Origin of the sequence: Bacteroides sp. D22, assembly GCF_000163675.1 — a bacterium.
In the GTDB taxonomy this organism is placed as follows: Bacteria; Bacteroidota; Bacteroidia; order Bacteroidales; family Bacteroidaceae; genus Bacteroides; species Bacteroides xylanisolvens.
Genome location: NZ_GG774811.1, coordinates 91895 through 109419, shown reverse-complemented (window position 1 = coordinate 109419; position 17525 = coordinate 91895). Strand labels below are relative to the sequence as shown.

Below are 17525 nucleotides of genomic sequence, written 5' to 3'. Positions count from 1 at the left end.
TTTATCGTGGGGCGTATTGCCACTTACCGCTTAGGCTTCTTGCCGATGGTCGGGCGCATCATACGGCTCGCCATTTTCATGCAGCGAAGTGCCCACGCGTGGTTGTCCTCGTCGTCATCGCGTCCCCATTTAAGGTCGCTGCCGCCACCTCCGCCGCCACGTGTTTCGGCAAACGTGGTGGCATCATCGACCATTCCGAGGAAGAGCATCGTCGCGCAGTGCATGACCTCCGTACCCCGTTCCGCTATCGACTGCACAAGCGAACCGTCGAACAGCTGCCGCTGTGGAGCATCCATTTGTGCCGATGTGGAACGGAACTCACCGACCAGACTTTCCAGCAGGACATCCTTGAGAAGGCTGTCCACTTTGGAGTGTACGTCGTGTGAGTATTTGTAGGCTTCCTCCTTGAGTTCTTCGGTACGTCCTTTAATGACATCCATATTCTCCTTGAGTGCAGCAAGCTGCCGGTCGGCAGCTTGTAGCTTCTCCTGCTTGTCTGCCAGTTGCCCGGTGATTCCCAGCAGCTCTTTTTTCAACGACATGACCAGGGCTTCCAGCTCCGCCGCGTCGTCTTTGTTCGTGGTCAGTTCCTGTTCAGCTGCCGACAGCTGGGCCTCTTTTTCAGCCTTCGCCTTTTCGAGGTTCCCTACCATTGTCGTAAGCCCCTTGACCCTGCGCTCCGCCAGACGGATGTCCGATTGGAGTTCTGACAACGCCTTCCGGTGGCGATCGATATTTTCCTCGATGGTTGTACACTCTTCGGAGAGCATACGGCGGTACTCCTCAGTCGAACGATGCCGTGCGCCCGTCTCGGAGATACTCGTTCCACGCGACATTCCCCACTTCGTGTTGACCTCGGCAAAGAAGTCCGTGTGGAGTTGTTTCATTCTCGCGCTGTACTCGAACTTGTCCTTTCCGGCGAATATCTCCTTGTATGCAAAGCGACCGTCCTTGATCGGCAGAAGCGTGCAATGCACGTGCGGGTTCAGTTCATCGAGGTGTACAATGAAAGCTGCGATGTTCTGCTCGCCGTATTTGCCACTCACGAACGAATAGACATCTTTTGCCCAGCGTTCGATGTCGCTCTTCCGTTTTATGCGTGTATTATCCGCACCTTTTTTAAAATCCACTTTCTGCGTGCCGAACGCAAGTTCGTGCATCCGTTCCCGTGAACCGCCGAAGATGATGTTTACCACCGTGCGGTATTTCGGTTCGACCAGCCCCTCGTTGGGGTCTTTGATCCCCCGACCGCTTAATATGTCCGCCATCCGTTCGGGAATGCTGCGGCTCGTGTCGATGGGACGTATCTTGCACCCAGACGCGACCTCGAAGTTCAAATGTTTGCGCGTGGGATCGTAGTTGCCCTTGCTCATGGCGTATTTCTCCGCCTTTTCGCTGCGGTCGCGCAGATGTTCGCTGCTCTGGGCGACGGTGATGCCCTTTGACACCTGCACATCAAGTACCTGTTTTTGATTTGCCATACTGTTCTCGTGTTGTTTCGGACAATCCTCCGTGTCCCAGCTTGCTGTCCCAACGGACACCCCTCCCACTGACGTCAGGCAGGTGGGGTATTAGGCTCCCCCTTCCCTTTGTTCGGTGGCAGACGGGCAAGCCCGGATGCCTCCTATAACTGGCAGGATACCTGTATCGAAAAAAGGCGGATTGTTCGCGGTTATACATTCTGTTTTCAACCTCCGATCTGATGCGTCCTCTCCTGCGCCCTTGCCGCGAGTGCCAGAAATGGCTTGAAAAGCGTTTTAAGAAACTCTTTGTCATCGTCATGATAATCGGTATTATCGTCCTTATCGACTTCGAGAACGAGCCTCGCAATGCCTTTCGAGGTCTCGACAAGTCCCGTCCAGTCCCCGTAGAGTTCATGACGGAAGTAGTCCATGAGTTCCGAGCCGTCGTCGAACCTCAACCCACGCAGTGTCCGCCTCATGGCGGCAAACGCGATGCACTCCAAGGCTACCGTGCGAATTTTCACGGCCTGCTCGTTGTCGTCCGATGCCGGGGTAACACGAGTGAGATTATCCAGAGACGGGCGACCGTCGTGTACGCCTGCTTCGTTCATTGCCTGACGGACAAGCTGCCCGCACTTGATGCCGGTCTCGTCGGAGTCCGTTTTGCCGGTTATCCAGTCGGATAATACTTCCTGCAACCGGTCGACAAGATCCGGCTTTATCTGTCCACCACGGGATTCCGTCGGCTGGCCGGTTTGCACGGTCATGGTGATGACGACACTTTTGGCGAGCCGGGTACGTTCCAGTAGCCCGAACGCTTCTATCGCGTCCAAAAAGGAACGGACGGTAGCGCGGTGCCAGTGCCACTCCGCCGCGAGGTCGGAAACGGTAACGTGGCACTGGTTGGGCTGAAGTTCGTAGTCCTGCCTTCTTAAAAAAGGGGAGACGAAGCCCGCCAGAGCTTTGTCCAACAGGTTACAGTAGGCTTCCGTCTTTGTCTTGCGTTCGCCGACTTTCTCTTTGAGGTAATCGAATACTCCTCTGTCTGCCAATATGGACACGGGTATCTTTTGTTTGTTTTCCATTTTTCGTTCTGTTTTAATGATTACTATTGCGCGGATATATCAAGGTTGCCGCTGTCCGCATTATGCGGCAACTTCACGTGATGATGGTCGTGATAACTTTTGGCCAGCAGTTCGGGGTGCTTAACCCAACCGGACAACCTGCTCCTGTCGCTCCATTCGGTCATTACCCGAACGGAGGGATAGAACAGGGCAGCCAAAAGAAGATAGGCGGCGGTTACTGCCGTCGTGTACAGATGTGGCACGAATCCGGTGCCCAATGCCATCAACGCGAGCGTGCCGAACGCGCGTGGACGGTCGAGCAAACCGCGTAGCCACTTGTCCGCTCTTTTGAACGAGAACATGACGGCACAGACAGCGGTCGATGGCAGGACACCGAACTCTCCGGGATGTCCGCCCGTGTAGACATAATGAAACAGTAGCAGCAGGATCAGTACGATCTGCACGTATAGCTTACGGGCTTTCGCACTGCGTGTCATGGCATCGTAGAATGCTGCCATGAAGGGGTGGCGGCTTTTGTACAATGTCAGCGACAGGACAAAAGGCATTGCGCAGAAGATGAGTTGTAGCATATTCCAAGTCATAGGTAATAGGGTTTTTCACGAGCGGGAGTGGGCGGTATCACGAGTTCCAGCCGGACAATGCCGTGGGTGGCCAACAGTATGACGGCCTCGGCATCCCTCGGCGAGAAGTACATCGCCGCTCTCTTGATTCGCTGTCTGAATGTATGGTCTTGCTTACGGTAGGTAGCCAGTGCCTTGTCCAGATCGTGTTCGGGAACCGTCCACGTCGTCCCTTGGACGTGTGTGCCTCTGTCCTTGTACGCCCGCAGTACCAGCGTGCGGGCAACCACGTAGTCGATATGCCCGTTTCTTGGAATGGCGTACTCCTTATAGGAATTATCATCAACGACCTCTATCCAGGTCCGGTACATCCTGATCCAGTAAACCATTTGTCGATACAGCGTGTTCCGCATGTCGTGGGTGTTTATAAAAAGTTCAGCAGAATATCGTCTTTCGACTTCCGGTACCTGAACGTGCCGCCTTTGGAATGAAGCTCCAAATCGAGGCACAGGTCGCCGTACATCTGTTCGAGCGAGTCGTAGATAGTAACGAGAATGGTATTCACCTTGCCGTCAGCATCCGTCTTGCAGTTCATCTTGAACATCTGCCCGAATGCCGGATTGGAGTACGCACAGGTGCTGTGGCCGAACTTATCGGTCATGGCGGGAATGTGGTGATAGAGGGTTATCAGCTCCATATCGTCCTCGAACATATCCATCACTTCCTCCAAATCGTAAGGGTCGTGCAACGGGAAGGTCAGCAGGGCGTAGTCACCGTAGAACTGCGGAGCTTCCATTGTCGTGACATCGAGCAACTGCGGCAGTTGCAGGGGGACGAACGTCATGAAGTCGTCGAAAAAATGTCGTAGCATATTCATATTTCTTGTGTCGGTTTATAACGTATAGATGAAAATCTCCATGAGCATTCCGGGCAGTTCGTCCAGCCTTGCGCTTTCTGACTGCAAGGTCCGGCTCAAAGCCTTGAATGCGGCGGGGGTCTGCGCCGCCATCCTGTCGAGCTGTTTCCTCTCCCTGTCGGAAAGCAGTGTCAGAAAGAAGCCGTCCAGCGAGGCATAGGGTTGCACAAGCATCCAGATATAGGCTTGCGCCTGTGCCGACGTCTTGACTTTCTTGTCGCGAACGTCGTCGATGCAGGCCTGCATATTCTGTATCTGCCGACGGTTGGTACGCATCGCCAGATAGAGCGTCGCCTCCCGATAGGTAATCTCCTCGCGCTCGGCGGCAAGGAACAGCTGCGAGCAGCAGCGTTCGGTGTCGCGCATGATGTCGGCCGTGTTCTCGCCGTCGAGATCGTACAGGTGGGTAAGGAAGGCCCGGAAGAGGGCGTCTTCTTTCCCGATGTATGCGGTCAGATCTTCGCGGCTGTGTATGCCTTTCTGGAGGGTTTCGGAGAGTAACGCGCGGTATTTCGCAAGGACTTGCCGTTTGCCGCCCCGGCTTGCAGGCCGGTTGTCCAACGAAGCGAAAAAAGGACGGATGTCCTCGGCCGCATGGTGCAGTTCCTCATCTTTGCCGTATGGTGAGAACTCTCCTTTGAGTGCCAGGAGTTCCTGATAGGTGCGCGGTCTCGATAAGATCAAGCGCGAGAACTCGATACGGACGGAATCATGCAACCGGACGCACTCTTCACGGAGAGCGGAGTGGTCCGAACCGAGCGTGTCCCGCTTGATACACGTGAAAACGGAATCCTTTACCGTCTGCCACCGGCGGATGTGCTTTGTCAGAACCGTGAAAGACGGATTGGCCTGCCGCCGTATATCGGACAGGTACTCCCGGTATGTTCCGGCAGGGTCGCGGGGTGCCTCGACCAATGGCTTGTCGCTGTCGCTACCGCACGATGCCAACACGAATATGGCAAAAGAAACGGCACATATCCGGGACAAAAGAAGCGGTGTTTTCGAGTATGATTTTACAGTTTTCATATTTACTTTTCATATTAAACAGCACAAAACTATATATAATTTTTGATAGAACATCCGCCTAAAATCATATTTAGCGTAATTTTTAATATCATATCTAATAATATGATTATCAATGAAAATAACTGAAAGAAAAAGTAATTAAAAAGAGCGTGTGGTGAAAAATTCTGCCGGAATATGAAATAATATTCGGATGAAAGTGCTATATTTGCACTTGTTATCAAAACGACGTATATTCAAATGGCAAAAGTAGGCTACCTATTCAGAGCAAACAATGATAGTTTCGACACGGACAGGGAATGGATGCAACAGTACGGTTGTGTACACATCATAGAGGAAACTATCGAACACGAGACGCTTCGCCCCATGTGGAAACAGCTTATGTCCAATCTCGGAAGGGGCGATGAGATTGTAGTGTCCAAATTCAGTACAGCTGTGCGCGGCTTGCGGGAACTGGCGGCGTTCGTCGAGCTGTGTCGAATCAAGGGGGTACGCATCATATCCATCCATGACCGGATAGATACCCGCGACGAACTGTTTCCCAATACGACCGCGGCCGATGTGCTATGGATTGTCGGGGCTTTGCCCGAGGAGATTGCAGCGCTGCGTAAGTTTTCCGCCCATGTCGAGGAACTGCAGCGGAACATCAAGGCTCCGGGAACGCCACGGGTCGTATCCAAGGCGCAGCGAGACCAGACTATCGTGGATATGTATGTAAACGGGCATAATCTCGACGACATCTGGGCTATCAGCGGGTTCAGCAGCAAAAGTTCAATCTGGCGCATACTCAACCGGTACGGGATAAAGCTCGACCGCGGTCAGACTAGCGGCCCGCGTAACAAGAAAAAGCCGGAAGAAGATGAAGAGAACGACGGTAAGGCTTGAATATAAAAGTTTATTAATTAACCCTACATATTTGCTCTATCGGCAGTTTTTCGTATCTTTATATTGATAATCGTATAAAAAAAGTGAAACTTATGGAAGATATTATCATTTTATTTTTGGTGTTCTGGGTTGTCGGCAAGCTCCTGAAGGGCGTGTTCGGCGGTTTCAGCCAAAGCAGCTTCAAGGATGACAAGTAGGCCGATCGAAGGCATTGGTAAATGCGATAAAAGAGGCAAGGCACAAGAGGCGTGAAATGCTTTTTAAGTTTTTGCCATACGATGATTACATTTTGTTGTCGGAAAACAGGAATGTTGTAACAACCTTTTCCAGGGTGTTGCGGCATTCGCGGTTATAGGGGGATTACTCTTCCGCTACCCCCATTTCCCTGCCGTATTCTTTGATTTTCTCCATTGCCAGCCACTCCGGTTTTTCGGCTTCTCCGAAGCTGTCGTGGATTTTCGTCATGTACTCGATTTGCTCCGCTTCAGAGCCTGCCCACAAGCGTCCGGGGTTTCTGTTTCCAAAACCAAGATAATACTCGCAATCGGCTTGTAAACGACTCAACAGCATATATCTGAACCTTAAATCGTGCTGCACTACTTCTTCTACTGTCATACTCTTTTCCGTTTTAATTAAGTTTTTATTTCCCCTCCTTTTCGGTTCCTTTCGCTGCCTGAACCGCTTTGAGATTTTATGGTTGCGGTACACGGCTGTCGGCAGAGCTTCATACGGCGGTTTTTCTTGACAAATTACTCTTGCGCGGGAAGGAAGAATTTGCAAGAAATGCACTTCAAGCCGCCGGATCAAGCGCGACAGCAGACCTTTGCAGCCGATAAAACCCAACGGTGACGGCAAAGCGGAGACCGCAACGGTTACACATATAAAAAGAAAGTGGCTGTGCCAAGGTATAAGAGCAGAGGGGAAGAAAGAGGTATAAAGGAGAGCCGCTGGCATTCCGGTATTTTATAAATGGGGACGCTCCTGTAGCCGATGGTGTTATCACAGGCGCAACATCCTTTATAGCTTACCGGAATTATCCATATCCTAAAGAGTGGACGGTAATAAATCTCCCATCTTTTTTTCCGGCAAACCGCAAAATCCCCTAATCACTGTATCGCCGTTTATGCCTTCAAGTTTCGTGAACATTTGTAACGTGTCAAATCCCCTGTCGAACTGCTCCATGCTGACAACGGGGGCAAAATGAATAATTCCTCGCGGATAGTTTTTCGAGACGCCAATCCAACCGCGCAAATAATCATCGAAGCACCCTTCCGCTTTTGAGGCATAGAACTCTTGTGAATGGGAACTGCAAATGCTTTTTCCGTACATTTCGTCTCCTAAAATCAAAATTCCGGTTGGCGGATTATACATAAAACGCCGGTTGGCTATTTGAAGAATATCTATGATTTCCCGTTTGACATTGACAGTCATCAAGATTTTTTCAGTCTGTTTTTTTGTACGCTTGGCCATTTCGTGATTTTCTTGTTTTATGTGAAACCTCTGCTTTTCCCTCTTCTTGAAGCCTTTCGACTTCGCCCGAAGGGGGTGTTTTCATGTGCGGAACCAAACGGGGATACAAGAACGACGGACAAGAAACCGGGAATGAAATTTTATGAAATACCGCAATCCGCGATTGCGGAAAGCTGTCGTCAAATTTCATTTCAGGTAGCGATAGCGGTACTTGGAGCGCGTTCATCCGCCGTATCTTTGTACGTGAAAACAAACCTGCGGCGATTGCCGGGGCAAAAAGAGGAATAATGTTTCCCGTCTGTATAAAGGGATATGCAGAATGACATTATAACAAGAAACGCTTGAATCAGAACAAGCCTTAAAAAAGGAATCCGGCGGTATATAACCGTCAATCAGCCGCCTGCCCGTCCTGGCAAGCGGCTGACAATTACCGACCGTACCGGTTATGCAACCATACGTTTCCGAATAAGAGATACGTTCTTGCTCACGAGCTTGATAATCCGGTCGTGGTACTCTGTACTCTGATTGCATACACCTCTCGACTGCAACACCTTGAATGTTTCGAGGCTCAACTCTACGGTTTCGACCCTTTTGTCCTCTATCCTTGCGGAGAATACCAGCGTATTCGGTTTGAGGTAACACTCGCACTGTCCTACGCAGTGATGTAACGCATTACCCTCGTCGTAGTAGGCTTCCACGCTGTCCAGTACACGGACGACTATTGTCCCGTCCGTGAACTCCAGACCGAAGAACTTGCCTTTCAACTCCCTGAAACGTACCTCGTTTTCCCTCGCCCGTTTCATCTGCTCCTTGCGTTTTTCCTGCTCTTGGAGAATACGCACCTTGTTTTGGAACTTGTCATGTTCGGCTTTTAAATCAGCGGGACAAACATAGTGGGCGTTGTGCAAGTCCTTGCCGCACCTGCCGAGCATACGGAGGTAATCAACCCATATTCCCATGTCCGTTATCCGGTACTTCCGGCGCAACACGATTTTGTAGGAGGGCCAACAGAAATCCAAATCGCGCGGATTGTCGATGAGATGTTTAAGGTCTTGCTTCCGTCCGTTTTTGAGTATCGTTTCGACACGGCTGTCCGAAAGCAGGGCTTTCATCAGTTTTTGCGGGGCAATGTCGGCGAATGTCCCTTTCAGCCCGTTGCGCCTTAATTTCGGGAGAACCGTGTAGTTCGGACAGACATAGCAATCGGCGATATGCTGATAAACATAGTTGTCGTTCCGCAGTTCCAATCCCGACCCGTACAGAAAGGAATCCAAGTAACGCCCCATTGTCCGTTGCAGGGCTGTCAGGGCGGTTTTCCCGTTCTCGTCCAACCAGTACCTTGCTATTTCGTACACACTCGTCCATGCGTTTTCGCCTTTGCGGTAATAGACGTTTATTCTGAAAATCCGCTGTACCTGAAAACCGTCCTGCGTGGTGATGACGGAAAAATAACTTTTCTCGTCCGCCTTGCGGCAAAGCGTGTCTTTGAGTATCAGTTTGGCGTTGCAATTCGGGCAGGTACAATGTTTCGCTTTCGTTTCGTTCCACCGATGAACGCAATCGAGGCAGGTTGTCTGTCCGCTGGGTGCGCGAAAAGCGTAATGTTTGACGGTATGACGGAACGCCCATTCCGTCTGCTTCTCTGTGATAGGCAGTAACCGCCCGTTGGCGGCTACTACCTGATGCTGAAATTTCGTCCGTGCTTTCATGGTCAGAAATCGAAGAGTGAAAGTTCCGTTTGATTGCACTGTGCAGCTTGGGCGGTCGGCCTCGACCTGCTGTGGCGTTGCTGTATCTTACGCATTTCTTCTTCCTGATAGGCTTTCAGCGCATCCTTTCGTGCCTGCGCCTTTTCTTCTTCAGTCAGCTCCACCTTGTGATTGACCACGATGCCGCAACTGATGGGCTTGCCCACGTCGATGTTGTCTTCATCATAATAATGAATGGCGAGCGACCAGACCTCCTCGTCTGTCATTCCGCAGCAGCCGCTGGCTTTTACCTGATTGAGAATGAACGTAATGCAGTCGTCCAAATTCTTGTTTTCTTTGACATACGACACGGCGAAGAGTTCGTCCGTCCGTGCCTTGTCGTCCAAGTACTTCTTGATTGTCTCCTTGAAATGTTCCGTTCCTTTCATCGTCTTGTGTATTAGGAGTTAATTTTCCTGTGTTTGGGTAATTTGAAAAATCTTGCTGTGTATAGCCGTAATTTTCAATTTGTTGGAATTGTTTTCTTTCCCTCTGTTCGGCTTCCTCATTGCCGGAGCCGCTTCGGGTTTTATGGTGCTTTTCAGGGCTGGCGATAAAGCCCTTTCCGACGTTTTTTCTTGCCAATTACGCTTCGCAGAAGGAAGAATTTGCAAGAAATGCACTTCAAAGCGACGGAACCGGGCGCGACAGCTCATATTTGCACCGGTAAAACCTATGCGGGGGACGGACAGGAAAGCCAGCCGGGAGAGAATACCGGGCTGAAAGCGATAGAAAAGGACGGATGGAAGTTAAATAAAAAAGAGGTATTATGTATCTATATATGGATAATTGTCACTATATTTGCATATAAATAGTGATATATTGATATTATGGAAGTGATGAACAACTATACCACAAACAGCGATATGCTGACACTTCTGGCATTGCGGGTCAGGGAATACCGTCTGGCAGCCCGCATGAGTCAGAAAGAGCTGGCCGAACAGTCGGGTGTGAGCCAGACGACGATCAGCCACTTCGAACAGGGCGTGAGCCGTAACCTGACCTTGGCTAACTTCATCTCCCTGCTGCGTGCACTCGGTCAAGAACAGCGGCTCGCGGAGATCCTGCCGGAACTGCCTATGCCGCCGATGGCGCTTCGGGAAATTGAAAAACTGATACCTAAACGGGTAAGGAGGAGCAAGAAATGATAGAAAGTATCGATGTGATTCTGTGGGATAAAAAGGTCGGCACGCTTGTCGCCAGCCGGGAAGGACACCGCGGCAAAGCCTGTTTTTACTTCGACAGCGATTATGTCCGCGACGGCTATGACATAGCCCCGCTTCGTGCGCCGGTAAAAGGGGTTGCCGCGCAGCGCGGCCTGCCGGTCTATCCCGATGAAGAGCGGATTTTCGGCGGGCTGCCGTCGTTCATCGCCGATTCGTTGCCTGACCATTGGGGAAACACCGTGTTCAACGAATGGGCCAAAGTGCATCATATCCGTATGAGGGACTTGTCTGCTCTCGACCGTCTCGCCTACATCGGACGGCGCGGCATGGGGGCGTTGGAGTTTGTACCACCTACGACCGAGGAGCTGGAGACGCCATTCAAGGTGGAGATTGCCGACCTCTATCAACTGGCTCGGCAGGCTTTCGAGGAAGCCGGACGGTTCAACGTCCCGGTATCGGGCGACCTGATGGTCGAGAGCCTGTTCAAGGTGGGAACGTCCGCGGGAGGACGGCGGCCCAAAGCGGTGGTCAACGTCAATTTCGAGGAGGACCAATGTTACTCCGGACAGGTGGCGACCCCTTATCCGGGCTACACACCGATGATTGTCAAATTCGACGAACACCTGAAGATGCCGACGACACGTATCGAGTACAGCTATTACCTGATGGCCGTGGACGCCGGGCTTCAGATGATGCCTAGCCACCTGCTCGAAGGCGACCGGGCGGCGCATTTCCTGACCGAACGTTTCGACCGCCGGAACGGCAAAAAGGTGCATATCCAGACGTTGGCGGCCATGACCCCCTCGGCGGATTCCTACGAAGCCCTGTTCGACACGGCTTTCCGTATCGGCGTACCGCCGGGAGAACTCCGGCAACTGTTCCGCTCGATGGTACTGAACGTGCTGGGCAGGAACGTCGATGACCACAACAAGAATTTCAGCTTTCTGATGGACCACGACGGGCGTTGGCACGTTGCTCCGGCCTACGACTACACGTTCTCGGTCGATCCGGACGCGCCGTACTACGTCAACCGCCACAGCATGACGGTCAACAACAAGACGGAAGACATTACCGCGGCGGATCTGTTGGAAGTAGCTCGCCGGTACGATATAAAGGCCGCAGAGCCGTTTATAGAAAAGACCATAGGCATCGTCTCGCATTATCCGGAGTACGGCCGGGAGGCCGGTGTCGGAGAGGAATGGATAAAGACGATAGAAGAGGAAATAGCCGCACGGGTGGAGTGCATGCGAGACAACCGTACCCGATGAAACAGGGTGACAGGGAACATGTAATACAAAGAAAGAGGGTGAAGAGAGCAGCCGACTTTTGCCGACTGCTCTCTGTGCTCTTCAGACATTACCCTGACGAGGGTTCTACAAATTTAATCCGTTACGTCATAATAATAGCTTAACTCGTCATCTTTCAGGTTTTCCACCGCGTATTGGCTGGCCTCTTCCCAAAGGGTATTATACAGGGAGGCAATGTCCGGCCTTGTTTCATAGTATTGCCAGATTTTGTGATTGAGTACCAGTACCAGCTCCGTAAGATATTCGTAGTCCTCTTTCCACTCCCTGAAGGCACGGTTGAAGGTGTCCCGGATAGCCGACAACCCGAACCGGTCTGCTATCGAAAAATCACTCCAAAAGGTTGTTTGTAACTCGTAACCGTTCTCTGCCATAAATTCCCTGAATGTCATATCGCTTCAAATTTTAAGATTGTTTTTTTATTTTCCCTCCGGTACGTCCTGTATAGAAAGGCTGATTATTTTTTCTGCTCCAAGGATTGGCGGTCGGTCCGGACAAGGAGGACGCGGTAAATACGCTCTCCGATGTGTCGGGGAGGAAGATTTTCCGCATCAAGCGTGAGCGGTCCTTGACAGGACGGATAAGTGGCAATCGAACTTTGCAGAGAAAATGACCGGGCTTGCGGGATAGGGCCTACAAGAAAAACGGGTGCAGGCCGGCAAGGAATATAAAGGCAATCTGGCAGAGCGATAACACGGCTATAAAAGTTGATACACAGTAGTCTGACAATGAGCAAAACAAAAGCGACCCGGAGGCCGCTTTTTGTCGTGACAAGGCAGGAGTTATTTCTTGCCTTTTTTCTCGGACTTTGCCGGCTTTTCAGGAGTCTCCTCCTTTTCGACGGGCGGGTAGAACTTGACGGCTACCATCACGATACGGTTGCGTTTCGTGCCGTTGTCGTTCCACTCTTCCGGCTTGAAGTAGCCCTCGACGGTGAGCATAGTGCCTTTGGTCAGGATGTCGAACGACCCGGTATTCTCGTTTTTGCGCCATGCCTCGATATTCATAAAGGCGGAAACGCGGTTGGCTTCCTCACCGTTCTTCTCCTGTCGGCTTACTGCCAGAGAGAAACGTGCGACACTGGCGTTGGTGAACTGGCGGATTTCAGCATCTTTGCCCAAGAATCCGGTTACGGCGAAGGTATTTTCGATCTTTTTCATTTTGAATTGCTTTTAGAAGTTAATGAATCAGTTTTACGCTGCCTCAAAAAGTAGGTGCTGCCAAGGGATGCACCAAGGATAGCTGATACAATACGCTTTATTTCTGGCCGCAGGCAAAACCGGAAGGCTTGATAAAGGAAGATTGTATAGCGATGCCATTGGTCAAGACCGTCAGGCCGTTCCCGTCCGCACACTATCTTTGCAACGGAAAAATGATGATTGCTTCGGCAAAAAGCGATTATGAAAAGATTGGGAACAAGCAGCCGGACGGAATAACGAGAGAAGCTGATCCGCATACCGACACAAGGGACGGCACGCCTGGCTGAAAGCCGACGAAGGCTGGTGTAGCCGGAGCGATACATGACTGCCTTGAATCGAGACTGCCGCAAACGGAATATCAGTTCCTACTCAAAGGAACATCACCGAAGAGGTACGGCCGGTTAAGGATTGACAGGAACGGTGCCACCCATCGGGAGGCTGTCATTGTCTGTCCCGGAAAGGGAAATAAGCGAAAAAGCCAGAGAAGGGAAAATGGCAAGAACCGGACTTGTCCGCAAAGTGGCGGTACGCCTTGCGCGAATGAGCAGTTGTTACAAAAGGGAGTGGCGCAGCCAAAAGAGAAAGTATAAAAGGAAACGGGCAAGGCTGAAACAGGATTTACTTTACCTGTTTCAGTCGCTAATACGGCTTGTTTACCATCGTCGTCAAAATTCCGCCACCATAATGCGGTAGTCGAATACTTTGGTCTTGTCACTCGGTCGTCGTTGGTTTATCCAAATATGATGTGCCCCGTATCCGAAAATGAAATATTCGTCAAACGGCGTGTTTTGTCGTAGCCGTTCCATGCGGTTGCGCAATGTCGCTTCATTGCTTGAAAGAAGGATTACATTGACAATCTGGAAATAGAGGTTTGTCACCTCTTCACAGTAGGGACAAAAGCTGTGTTCAATCATTACGTTCATGGCTCTTGATTTTATTGTATTTCGACTATACCTTCAATTCGACCGTACAGGATAGAACGCAGTGCGGTCTTATCAATGGCGTAATACTCGGCAATATGCCCGTGCTGTTTCACGAAATACCGTTTGAGGACATCGGAGAAGTCAAAACGGTAGCCCATCAAAGCGACACCTCTTTTGAAATATCCGCACTCTTTCACGCTTCGGGTGAGCCAGTTCTTTTCTTCCCGGCTCAACTTGCCGCCATTATCAAGGCGTTCCCGTAACTTGTAAACCTTGCTGTCTTTCAGCTTCGCCAATTCCGGCACGTCCCATTGGACGAATTTCATTGCTATCTGTTCCATTGTTCAAAATATTTTAATCATAGATAATCACTTCGTCTCGGTACTCGACGATTTCCTTGCCGCTGGTGAGGCGAACAATAATCTTGTTGCCATACTCCCCAACAATCGTTCCCTCCGTGTAACCTTTGTAGGGGATGAGCAGCGTGCAGGATAAACCGATAATTTCGCTTTCTTCTTCGTACATAGCCTATGATTTTGCGGTTATAACTTGATGTCCCATTTACCTTGAGAGAAGATTCTGAAGCTCACGTATTCGTTTTCAAGTTCGTGGGTCAGGATGCGGATATAAATTTTGTCTCTGGCTTCCAGCGATGCCACCAGTTTGTCTATCTCTTTTTTCGGGTATTCCCAACGGGAAGAAAATTCTACATCTACGATGTCACCATACCGGTTGATATAGCCGTTGAAGTTTTCGTCCAAGAAAGCCTCTATCTTGTCGAGGTCCGTTTTGTTTTCCGCTCTTGCGTGAAAAATGTTTGTTGCACAATTCGCCATAATCTTAAAAATTTTGAGTTTTTAACTTTCCCTCTTGTCGCATTCAGCTACTTTCGGGCTTGATTGAAAATTATGTCGCCTCAAAAGGTGGCATGGCTCTTTATGCAGGGTTTCCAGGCCAAATACTACCTCCGCAAAGCGGAGCGTGGAGATTTTGTCGGGAACCGCCAAGCTATGACCTTGCATACAAGAAAGACATGGCAAGTACCTTTGCGACACAATTCTCATCAGGCAGACCGAAAGTTGATATGCGAGGATGTGGAAACACGTCAGGTATGAAAGGGGAACTGTGGTGTAAAAAGGGATTGCAGCGAAAAGAGAAAATATGCGGCAGTCTTTTCTCTCTTTTGGCTGTACGACCAGAATAGGAGAATGGTGCGAAATAGCACGAAAATCCAGTTTAGTTTAGTTTGTTAGCCTATATATGCTAAACTAAATTAAACTAAATATAGGCAGGCATTTTTGGCTGCCTGTGTAGAAATGATTATCTTTGCGAAGAGTTATGCGACTTGCAGGGAGGGGTAAGGATTTGTTCCTTTCTCTTTTGGCTGCAATAATTCGTCAATGCAAGTACGAGAATCTGATCATTCAAATGTTGGAACACGAATCGGGAGAAATTACCCGAAAATGCACTCCGAAGACAAGCAAATGCAAAGAAAGAAATAGAGTGCAAACAAAAAGACACAAAATCATTTTAATTCTCATTTTTGTTCCTTATTTGTTTCTCAATCAAAATGCGATATCCCATAAACAACTGATTTATAAACAATTAAATTATCAAGATTGAATATTTTCAGATTATTAGCAAGATTGTTCATGATCGCATCTACCCACATAATCAGGAAAGGTTATTTCTCCTTGACTATCTATGTACTTGACAAAACATTGCTTCTTTCCACATTTCGGGCATGATAGCTTTGAACCACGTTTATATTTTTGAAGAGAAAATCTATATTCGGTCATATTTCATCGTTTTATTATTGCAGTCCGTGCAGTTTGCACTTATTGCAGTTTTGCAGAAATCCTATATGAAAACAAAGTGCAAACTGCAACAACTGCAACGTGCAAACGAGGTTATCTATTGCAGTTTCTCATATTCTCCTCGTTTTACTTTCTTGATAATCTTATTTGTGGCAAGATTGACCAAAGAATACATTACCGATCGTTCTGACAATCCGACCTCTTTCCCAGCTTGAATGGCATCGGAAGTTGTAAAAATCACGGAAAGGCAGTCGAGCAATTCTTTCTTTTGAGGTTCAATGCGCTCGTTCAATATATACTTCTGAATATCTGCATAACAACTCTCAAAATATTCACTTAAAGCAATAGCCGATTTTGTTGAATCTATATCCACAAAATCCTTATGAACCACTCCACAAGCCCAACGAAGGATTTGCAAGATCAAAGCTAAACGAGCCGTTATCATGGGAGCCTTAATTACTCTGCTATCCACCAGTTCGTCATCTTGAATTTGATTGACAGCTCGAATTGCATTATTACGCCAATTAGTAAAATAGGCTTTGGCTTCCGAAGAAAAATCCAAAATATTTTGTGTATTTCCACCACTCTCGTTCTTTGCAAAAGGCAAGCTAACCACCCTGTCAATTATTGATTCCCACATAGCCGAGTATTTCTCAAAAGTTGCAAAGGACGAATCTTCATCCAATTGCCAATCAGCAATTTCTTTGGACGATGGATAAACAAAAATAATTCGGTCAAGCAGACCATTCTCTTTATAACCTTTCTCTATCAGTTCGTGTATACGTGTTGTTTGCATCGTACCCACAATGTTTATAAAGGGATATTCTATATGAATCGGTACTGGCATACTGCACCTTGAAATATCCAAAGGCTTACCGCTAAATGCAGTTAATAGCTGCTCGATAAGTTGTCCTCTGCTGTATTGGTTTACGGCATTAAACATACCCATAATCTCATCCACATATACTACAATACCTCGTTGGTTGTCATCAAGTGCACGCATTAACGCTTCTGGAGTAAAGTCTGATATAATAGTCCTCCGTAAAACAGGTTTGTCAGGCAAAGGAGTAGTATTTTCCTTCTTACCTTTATTTCTCTCTATCAGATTATTGTATTGCTCCATCTCCAACTTGAATTGTTTGATAGCTTTGGCATCATGCTTGCGGATAGGGCGGAAAACAAAATCCAACGGTGGAGTTTTACCCATTCCAGGACGACCTACCAATATCATATAAAGGGCAGAATTACTAACCCATCCACCACGAATACGAATATTGACAGCATTGCCAATGGCAGTTGAGACAGCCACCAAAAGAGAAGCCATCATGTATTCTATGGAATAATTTTCCTGCCGGGATAAAACCAATATCATATCTTGGATTTTTGCCGGGAAAGCATCTAAAGGAATCTTCTGTTCAAGGACCCCTTCAAATTCCATTCTAAGTGCATTGCATAAGTTGGTTGCATCCATTAGAATCGGGTATTTCTTTTTGACTTTATGAATTGGGATGCTTCATTTTCCAAATCCTTTTCAGATTTTATCTTACCGGCATGAAGCCACTCGTCTATTTCTGATTTAAGGAACATGATACGCTTTCCTCTTTTATGAAATGGGATTTGATGGCAACTCGTCCATCCATACACTGTTTGTTCTGCCGGATGACTGGGGATATACTCACACAATTCTTTAAGGTTCATCCATTGCTCGGTTATAACATTCGAGTTTTGATTGTTCAGACCGTCAATCTTAGAATCCAGCTCATTCAGTTTATCCATCATCCACGACATTGCCTTGGGCAAATCTTCAAAAGTAATGTTCTTCTCGCTCATATTACTACTTGTTATTTGTTCGATTTTTCGGCAAAGTAACAGTGATTTCAAATACTGATTTTATGGTGTAATACATCACATAAAAAGACAGCAACGAAACATAACTGTCATAAGGATTACATGTTGATTATCAATG

At 48.6% G+C, this 17525-nt stretch carries 24 protein-coding genes and 1 pseudogene; 6 read left to right on the top strand and 19 right to left on the bottom strand.

Annotated elements, in window-relative coordinates:
- Positions 1-23: 23 nt before the first annotated feature.
- The 6 genes from mobV to HMPREF0106_RS08795 all read right to left on the bottom strand — a co-directional run bounded on the left by mobV (position 24) and on the right by HMPREF0106_RS08795 (position 5050).
- The gene (gene mobV / locus HMPREF0106_RS08770) at positions 24-1481 is read right to left on the bottom strand and encodes a MobV family relaxase (protein ID WP_009040425.1); all 1458 of its coding nucleotides are present in this window, start codon (positions 1479-1481) and stop codon (positions 24-26) included.
- A 206-nt stretch (positions 1482-1687) separates the two neighbouring features.
- Positions 1688-2548, bottom strand: a complete 861-nt coding sequence (locus tag HMPREF0106_RS08775; RefSeq protein ID WP_009040424.1) for a hypothetical protein — start codon at positions 2546-2548, stop codon at positions 1688-1690.
- A 23-nt stretch (positions 2549-2571) separates the two neighbouring features.
- Entirely contained in the window at positions 2572-3129 is a 558-nt protein-coding gene (locus HMPREF0106_RS08780) for a hypothetical protein (RefSeq protein ID WP_009040423.1), read from the bottom strand.
- Positions 3126-3521 (bottom strand): hypothetical protein, encoded by a 396-nt coding sequence (locus HMPREF0106_RS08785; protein ID WP_009040422.1) that lies wholly within the window; start codon positions 3519-3521, stop codon positions 3126-3128. The genes HMPREF0106_RS08780 and HMPREF0106_RS08785 overlap by 4 nt, the downstream gene beginning before the upstream one ends.
- A gap of 11 nt (positions 3522-3532) precedes the next feature.
- Entirely contained in the window at positions 3533-3985 is a 453-nt protein-coding gene (locus tag HMPREF0106_RS08790; RefSeq protein WP_009040421.1) for a hypothetical protein, read from the bottom strand.
- A gap of 15 nt (positions 3986-4000) precedes the next feature.
- Positions 4001-5050, bottom strand: coding sequence for a hypothetical protein (locus HMPREF0106_RS08795; protein WP_009040420.1), 1050 nt, complete (start codon positions 5048-5050; stop codon positions 4001-4003).
- Between the two features lie 237 nt (positions 5051-5287).
- Between HMPREF0106_RS08795 and HMPREF0106_RS08800 the strand changes: the two genes are divergently transcribed.
- Positions 5288-5932 carry a recombinase family protein gene (locus HMPREF0106_RS08800; protein ID WP_009040419.1) on the top strand — a complete coding sequence of 215 codons (645 nt, stop codon included), beginning with the start codon at positions 5288-5290 and terminating at the stop codon, positions 5930-5932.
- A gap of 360 nt (positions 5933-6292) precedes the next feature.
- Here the strand turns inward: HMPREF0106_RS08800 and HMPREF0106_RS08805 are convergent, their stop codons facing one another.
- From HMPREF0106_RS08805 to HMPREF0106_RS08820, 4 genes are all read right to left on the bottom strand, one after another.
- Positions 6293-6547: an LPD11 domain-containing protein gene (locus tag HMPREF0106_RS08805; RefSeq protein WP_009040418.1), complete on the bottom strand. Its 255-nt coding sequence runs from the start codon at positions 6545-6547 to the stop codon at positions 6293-6295.
- Positions 6548-6976: 429 nt separating this feature from the next.
- Positions 6977-7402, bottom strand: coding sequence for a hypothetical protein (locus HMPREF0106_RS08810; RefSeq protein WP_009040416.1), 426 nt, complete (start codon positions 7400-7402; stop codon positions 6977-6979).
- Positions 7403-7845: 443 nt separating this feature from the next.
- Positions 7846-9111 carry a PcfJ domain-containing protein gene (locus HMPREF0106_RS08815; RefSeq protein ID WP_009040415.1) on the bottom strand — a complete coding sequence of 422 codons (1266 nt, stop codon included), beginning with the start codon at positions 9109-9111 and terminating at the stop codon, positions 7846-7848.
- Positions 9112-9113: 2 nt separating this feature from the next.
- Positions 9114-9539: a PcfK-like family protein gene (locus tag HMPREF0106_RS08820; RefSeq protein WP_009040414.1), complete on the bottom strand. Its 426-nt coding sequence runs from the start codon at positions 9537-9539 to the stop codon at positions 9114-9116.
- Between the two features lie 228 nt (positions 9540-9767).
- On the opposite strand from HMPREF0106_RS08820, the gene HMPREF0106_RS25450 reads away from it, so the two are divergent.
- The 3 genes from HMPREF0106_RS25450 to HMPREF0106_RS08830 are packed head-to-tail and all read left to right on the top strand — an operon-like array spanning position 9768 to position 11584.
- Positions 9768-9965 (top strand): hypothetical protein, encoded by a 198-nt coding sequence (locus HMPREF0106_RS25450; protein ID WP_050427879.1) that lies wholly within the window; start codon positions 9768-9770, stop codon positions 9963-9965.
- A gap of 15 nt (positions 9966-9980) precedes the next feature.
- Positions 9981-10298, top strand: a complete 318-nt coding sequence (locus HMPREF0106_RS08825; protein ID WP_009040412.1) for a helix-turn-helix domain-containing protein — start codon at positions 9981-9983, stop codon at positions 10296-10298.
- Positions 10295-11584 (top strand): type II toxin-antitoxin system HipA family toxin, encoded by a 1290-nt coding sequence (locus HMPREF0106_RS08830; protein WP_009040411.1) that lies wholly within the window; start codon positions 10295-10297, stop codon positions 11582-11584. The genes HMPREF0106_RS08825 and HMPREF0106_RS08830 overlap by 4 nt, the downstream gene beginning before the upstream one ends.
- A gap of 113 nt (positions 11585-11697) precedes the next feature.
- Here the strand turns inward: HMPREF0106_RS08830 and HMPREF0106_RS08835 are convergent, their stop codons facing one another.
- Together HMPREF0106_RS08835 and HMPREF0106_RS08840 are read right to left on the bottom strand one after the other, a co-directional pair.
- Positions 11698-12012, bottom strand: a complete 315-nt coding sequence (locus HMPREF0106_RS08835) for a hypothetical protein (protein ID WP_009040410.1) — start codon at positions 12010-12012, stop codon at positions 11698-11700.
- A gap of 390 nt (positions 12013-12402) precedes the next feature.
- Positions 12403-12780 carry a single-stranded DNA-binding protein gene (locus HMPREF0106_RS08840; protein ID WP_009040409.1) on the bottom strand — a complete coding sequence of 126 codons (378 nt, stop codon included), beginning with the start codon at positions 12778-12780 and terminating at the stop codon, positions 12403-12405.
- A gap of 152 nt (positions 12781-12932) precedes the next feature.
- Here HMPREF0106_RS08840 and HMPREF0106_RS27150 point away from each other — a divergent pair, with 152 nt between their 5' ends.
- Entirely contained in the window at positions 12933-13106 is a 174-nt protein-coding gene (locus tag HMPREF0106_RS27150) for a hypothetical protein (protein WP_157133814.1), read from the top strand.
- A 378-nt stretch (positions 13107-13484) separates the two neighbouring features.
- Here HMPREF0106_RS27150 and HMPREF0106_RS08845 read toward each other — a convergent pair whose 3' ends face one another.
- Genes HMPREF0106_RS08845 through HMPREF0106_RS08860 form a run of 4 tightly spaced genes read right to left on the bottom strand, consistent with a single transcriptional unit; the run spans position 13485 to position 14578 of the window.
- Entirely contained in the window at positions 13485-13742 is a 258-nt protein-coding gene (locus tag HMPREF0106_RS08845) for a hypothetical protein (protein ID WP_009040408.1), read from the bottom strand.
- Positions 13743-13753: 11 nt separating this feature from the next.
- Positions 13754-14083 (bottom strand): hypothetical protein, encoded by a 330-nt coding sequence (locus HMPREF0106_RS08850; RefSeq protein ID WP_009040407.1) that lies wholly within the window; start codon positions 14081-14083, stop codon positions 13754-13756.
- Positions 14084-14096: 13 nt separating this feature from the next.
- A complete protein-coding gene (locus tag HMPREF0106_RS08855; RefSeq protein WP_009040406.1) occupies positions 14097-14267 on the bottom strand; it encodes a hypothetical protein in 171 nt (56 codons plus the stop codon).
- A 17-nt stretch (positions 14268-14284) separates the two neighbouring features.
- Positions 14285-14578 carry a hypothetical protein gene (locus tag HMPREF0106_RS08860; RefSeq protein WP_009040405.1) on the bottom strand — a complete coding sequence of 98 codons (294 nt, stop codon included), beginning with the start codon at positions 14576-14578 and terminating at the stop codon, positions 14285-14287.
- Between the two features lie 72 nt (positions 14579-14650).
- Between HMPREF0106_RS08860 and HMPREF0106_RS27880 the strand changes: the two genes are divergently transcribed.
- The gene (locus HMPREF0106_RS27880) at positions 14651-14857 is read left to right on the top strand and encodes a hypothetical protein (protein WP_232286787.1); all 207 of its coding nucleotides are present in this window, start codon (positions 14651-14653) and stop codon (positions 14855-14857) included.
- A 525-nt stretch (positions 14858-15382) separates the two neighbouring features.
- On the opposite strand, the pseudogene HMPREF0106_RS27875 reads toward HMPREF0106_RS27880, so the two are convergent.
- The 3 genes and pseudogenes from HMPREF0106_RS27875 to HMPREF0106_RS08875 all read right to left on the bottom strand — a co-directional run.
- Positions 15383-15541: pseudogene (locus HMPREF0106_RS27875) on the bottom strand (PG0870-related protein); the annotation flags it as partial.
- Positions 15542-15656: 115 nt separating this feature from the next.
- The gene (locus HMPREF0106_RS08870; protein WP_009040403.1) at positions 15657-17030 is read right to left on the bottom strand and encodes a DUF3987 domain-containing protein; all 1374 of its coding nucleotides are present in this window, start codon (positions 17028-17030) and stop codon (positions 15657-15659) included.
- Entirely contained in the window at positions 17030-17389 is a 360-nt protein-coding gene (locus HMPREF0106_RS08875) for a helix-turn-helix domain-containing protein (protein WP_009040402.1), read from the bottom strand. Before HMPREF0106_RS08875 ends, HMPREF0106_RS08870 begins: the two co-directional genes overlap by 1 nt.
- Between the last annotated feature and the right edge of the window lie 136 nt (positions 17390-17525).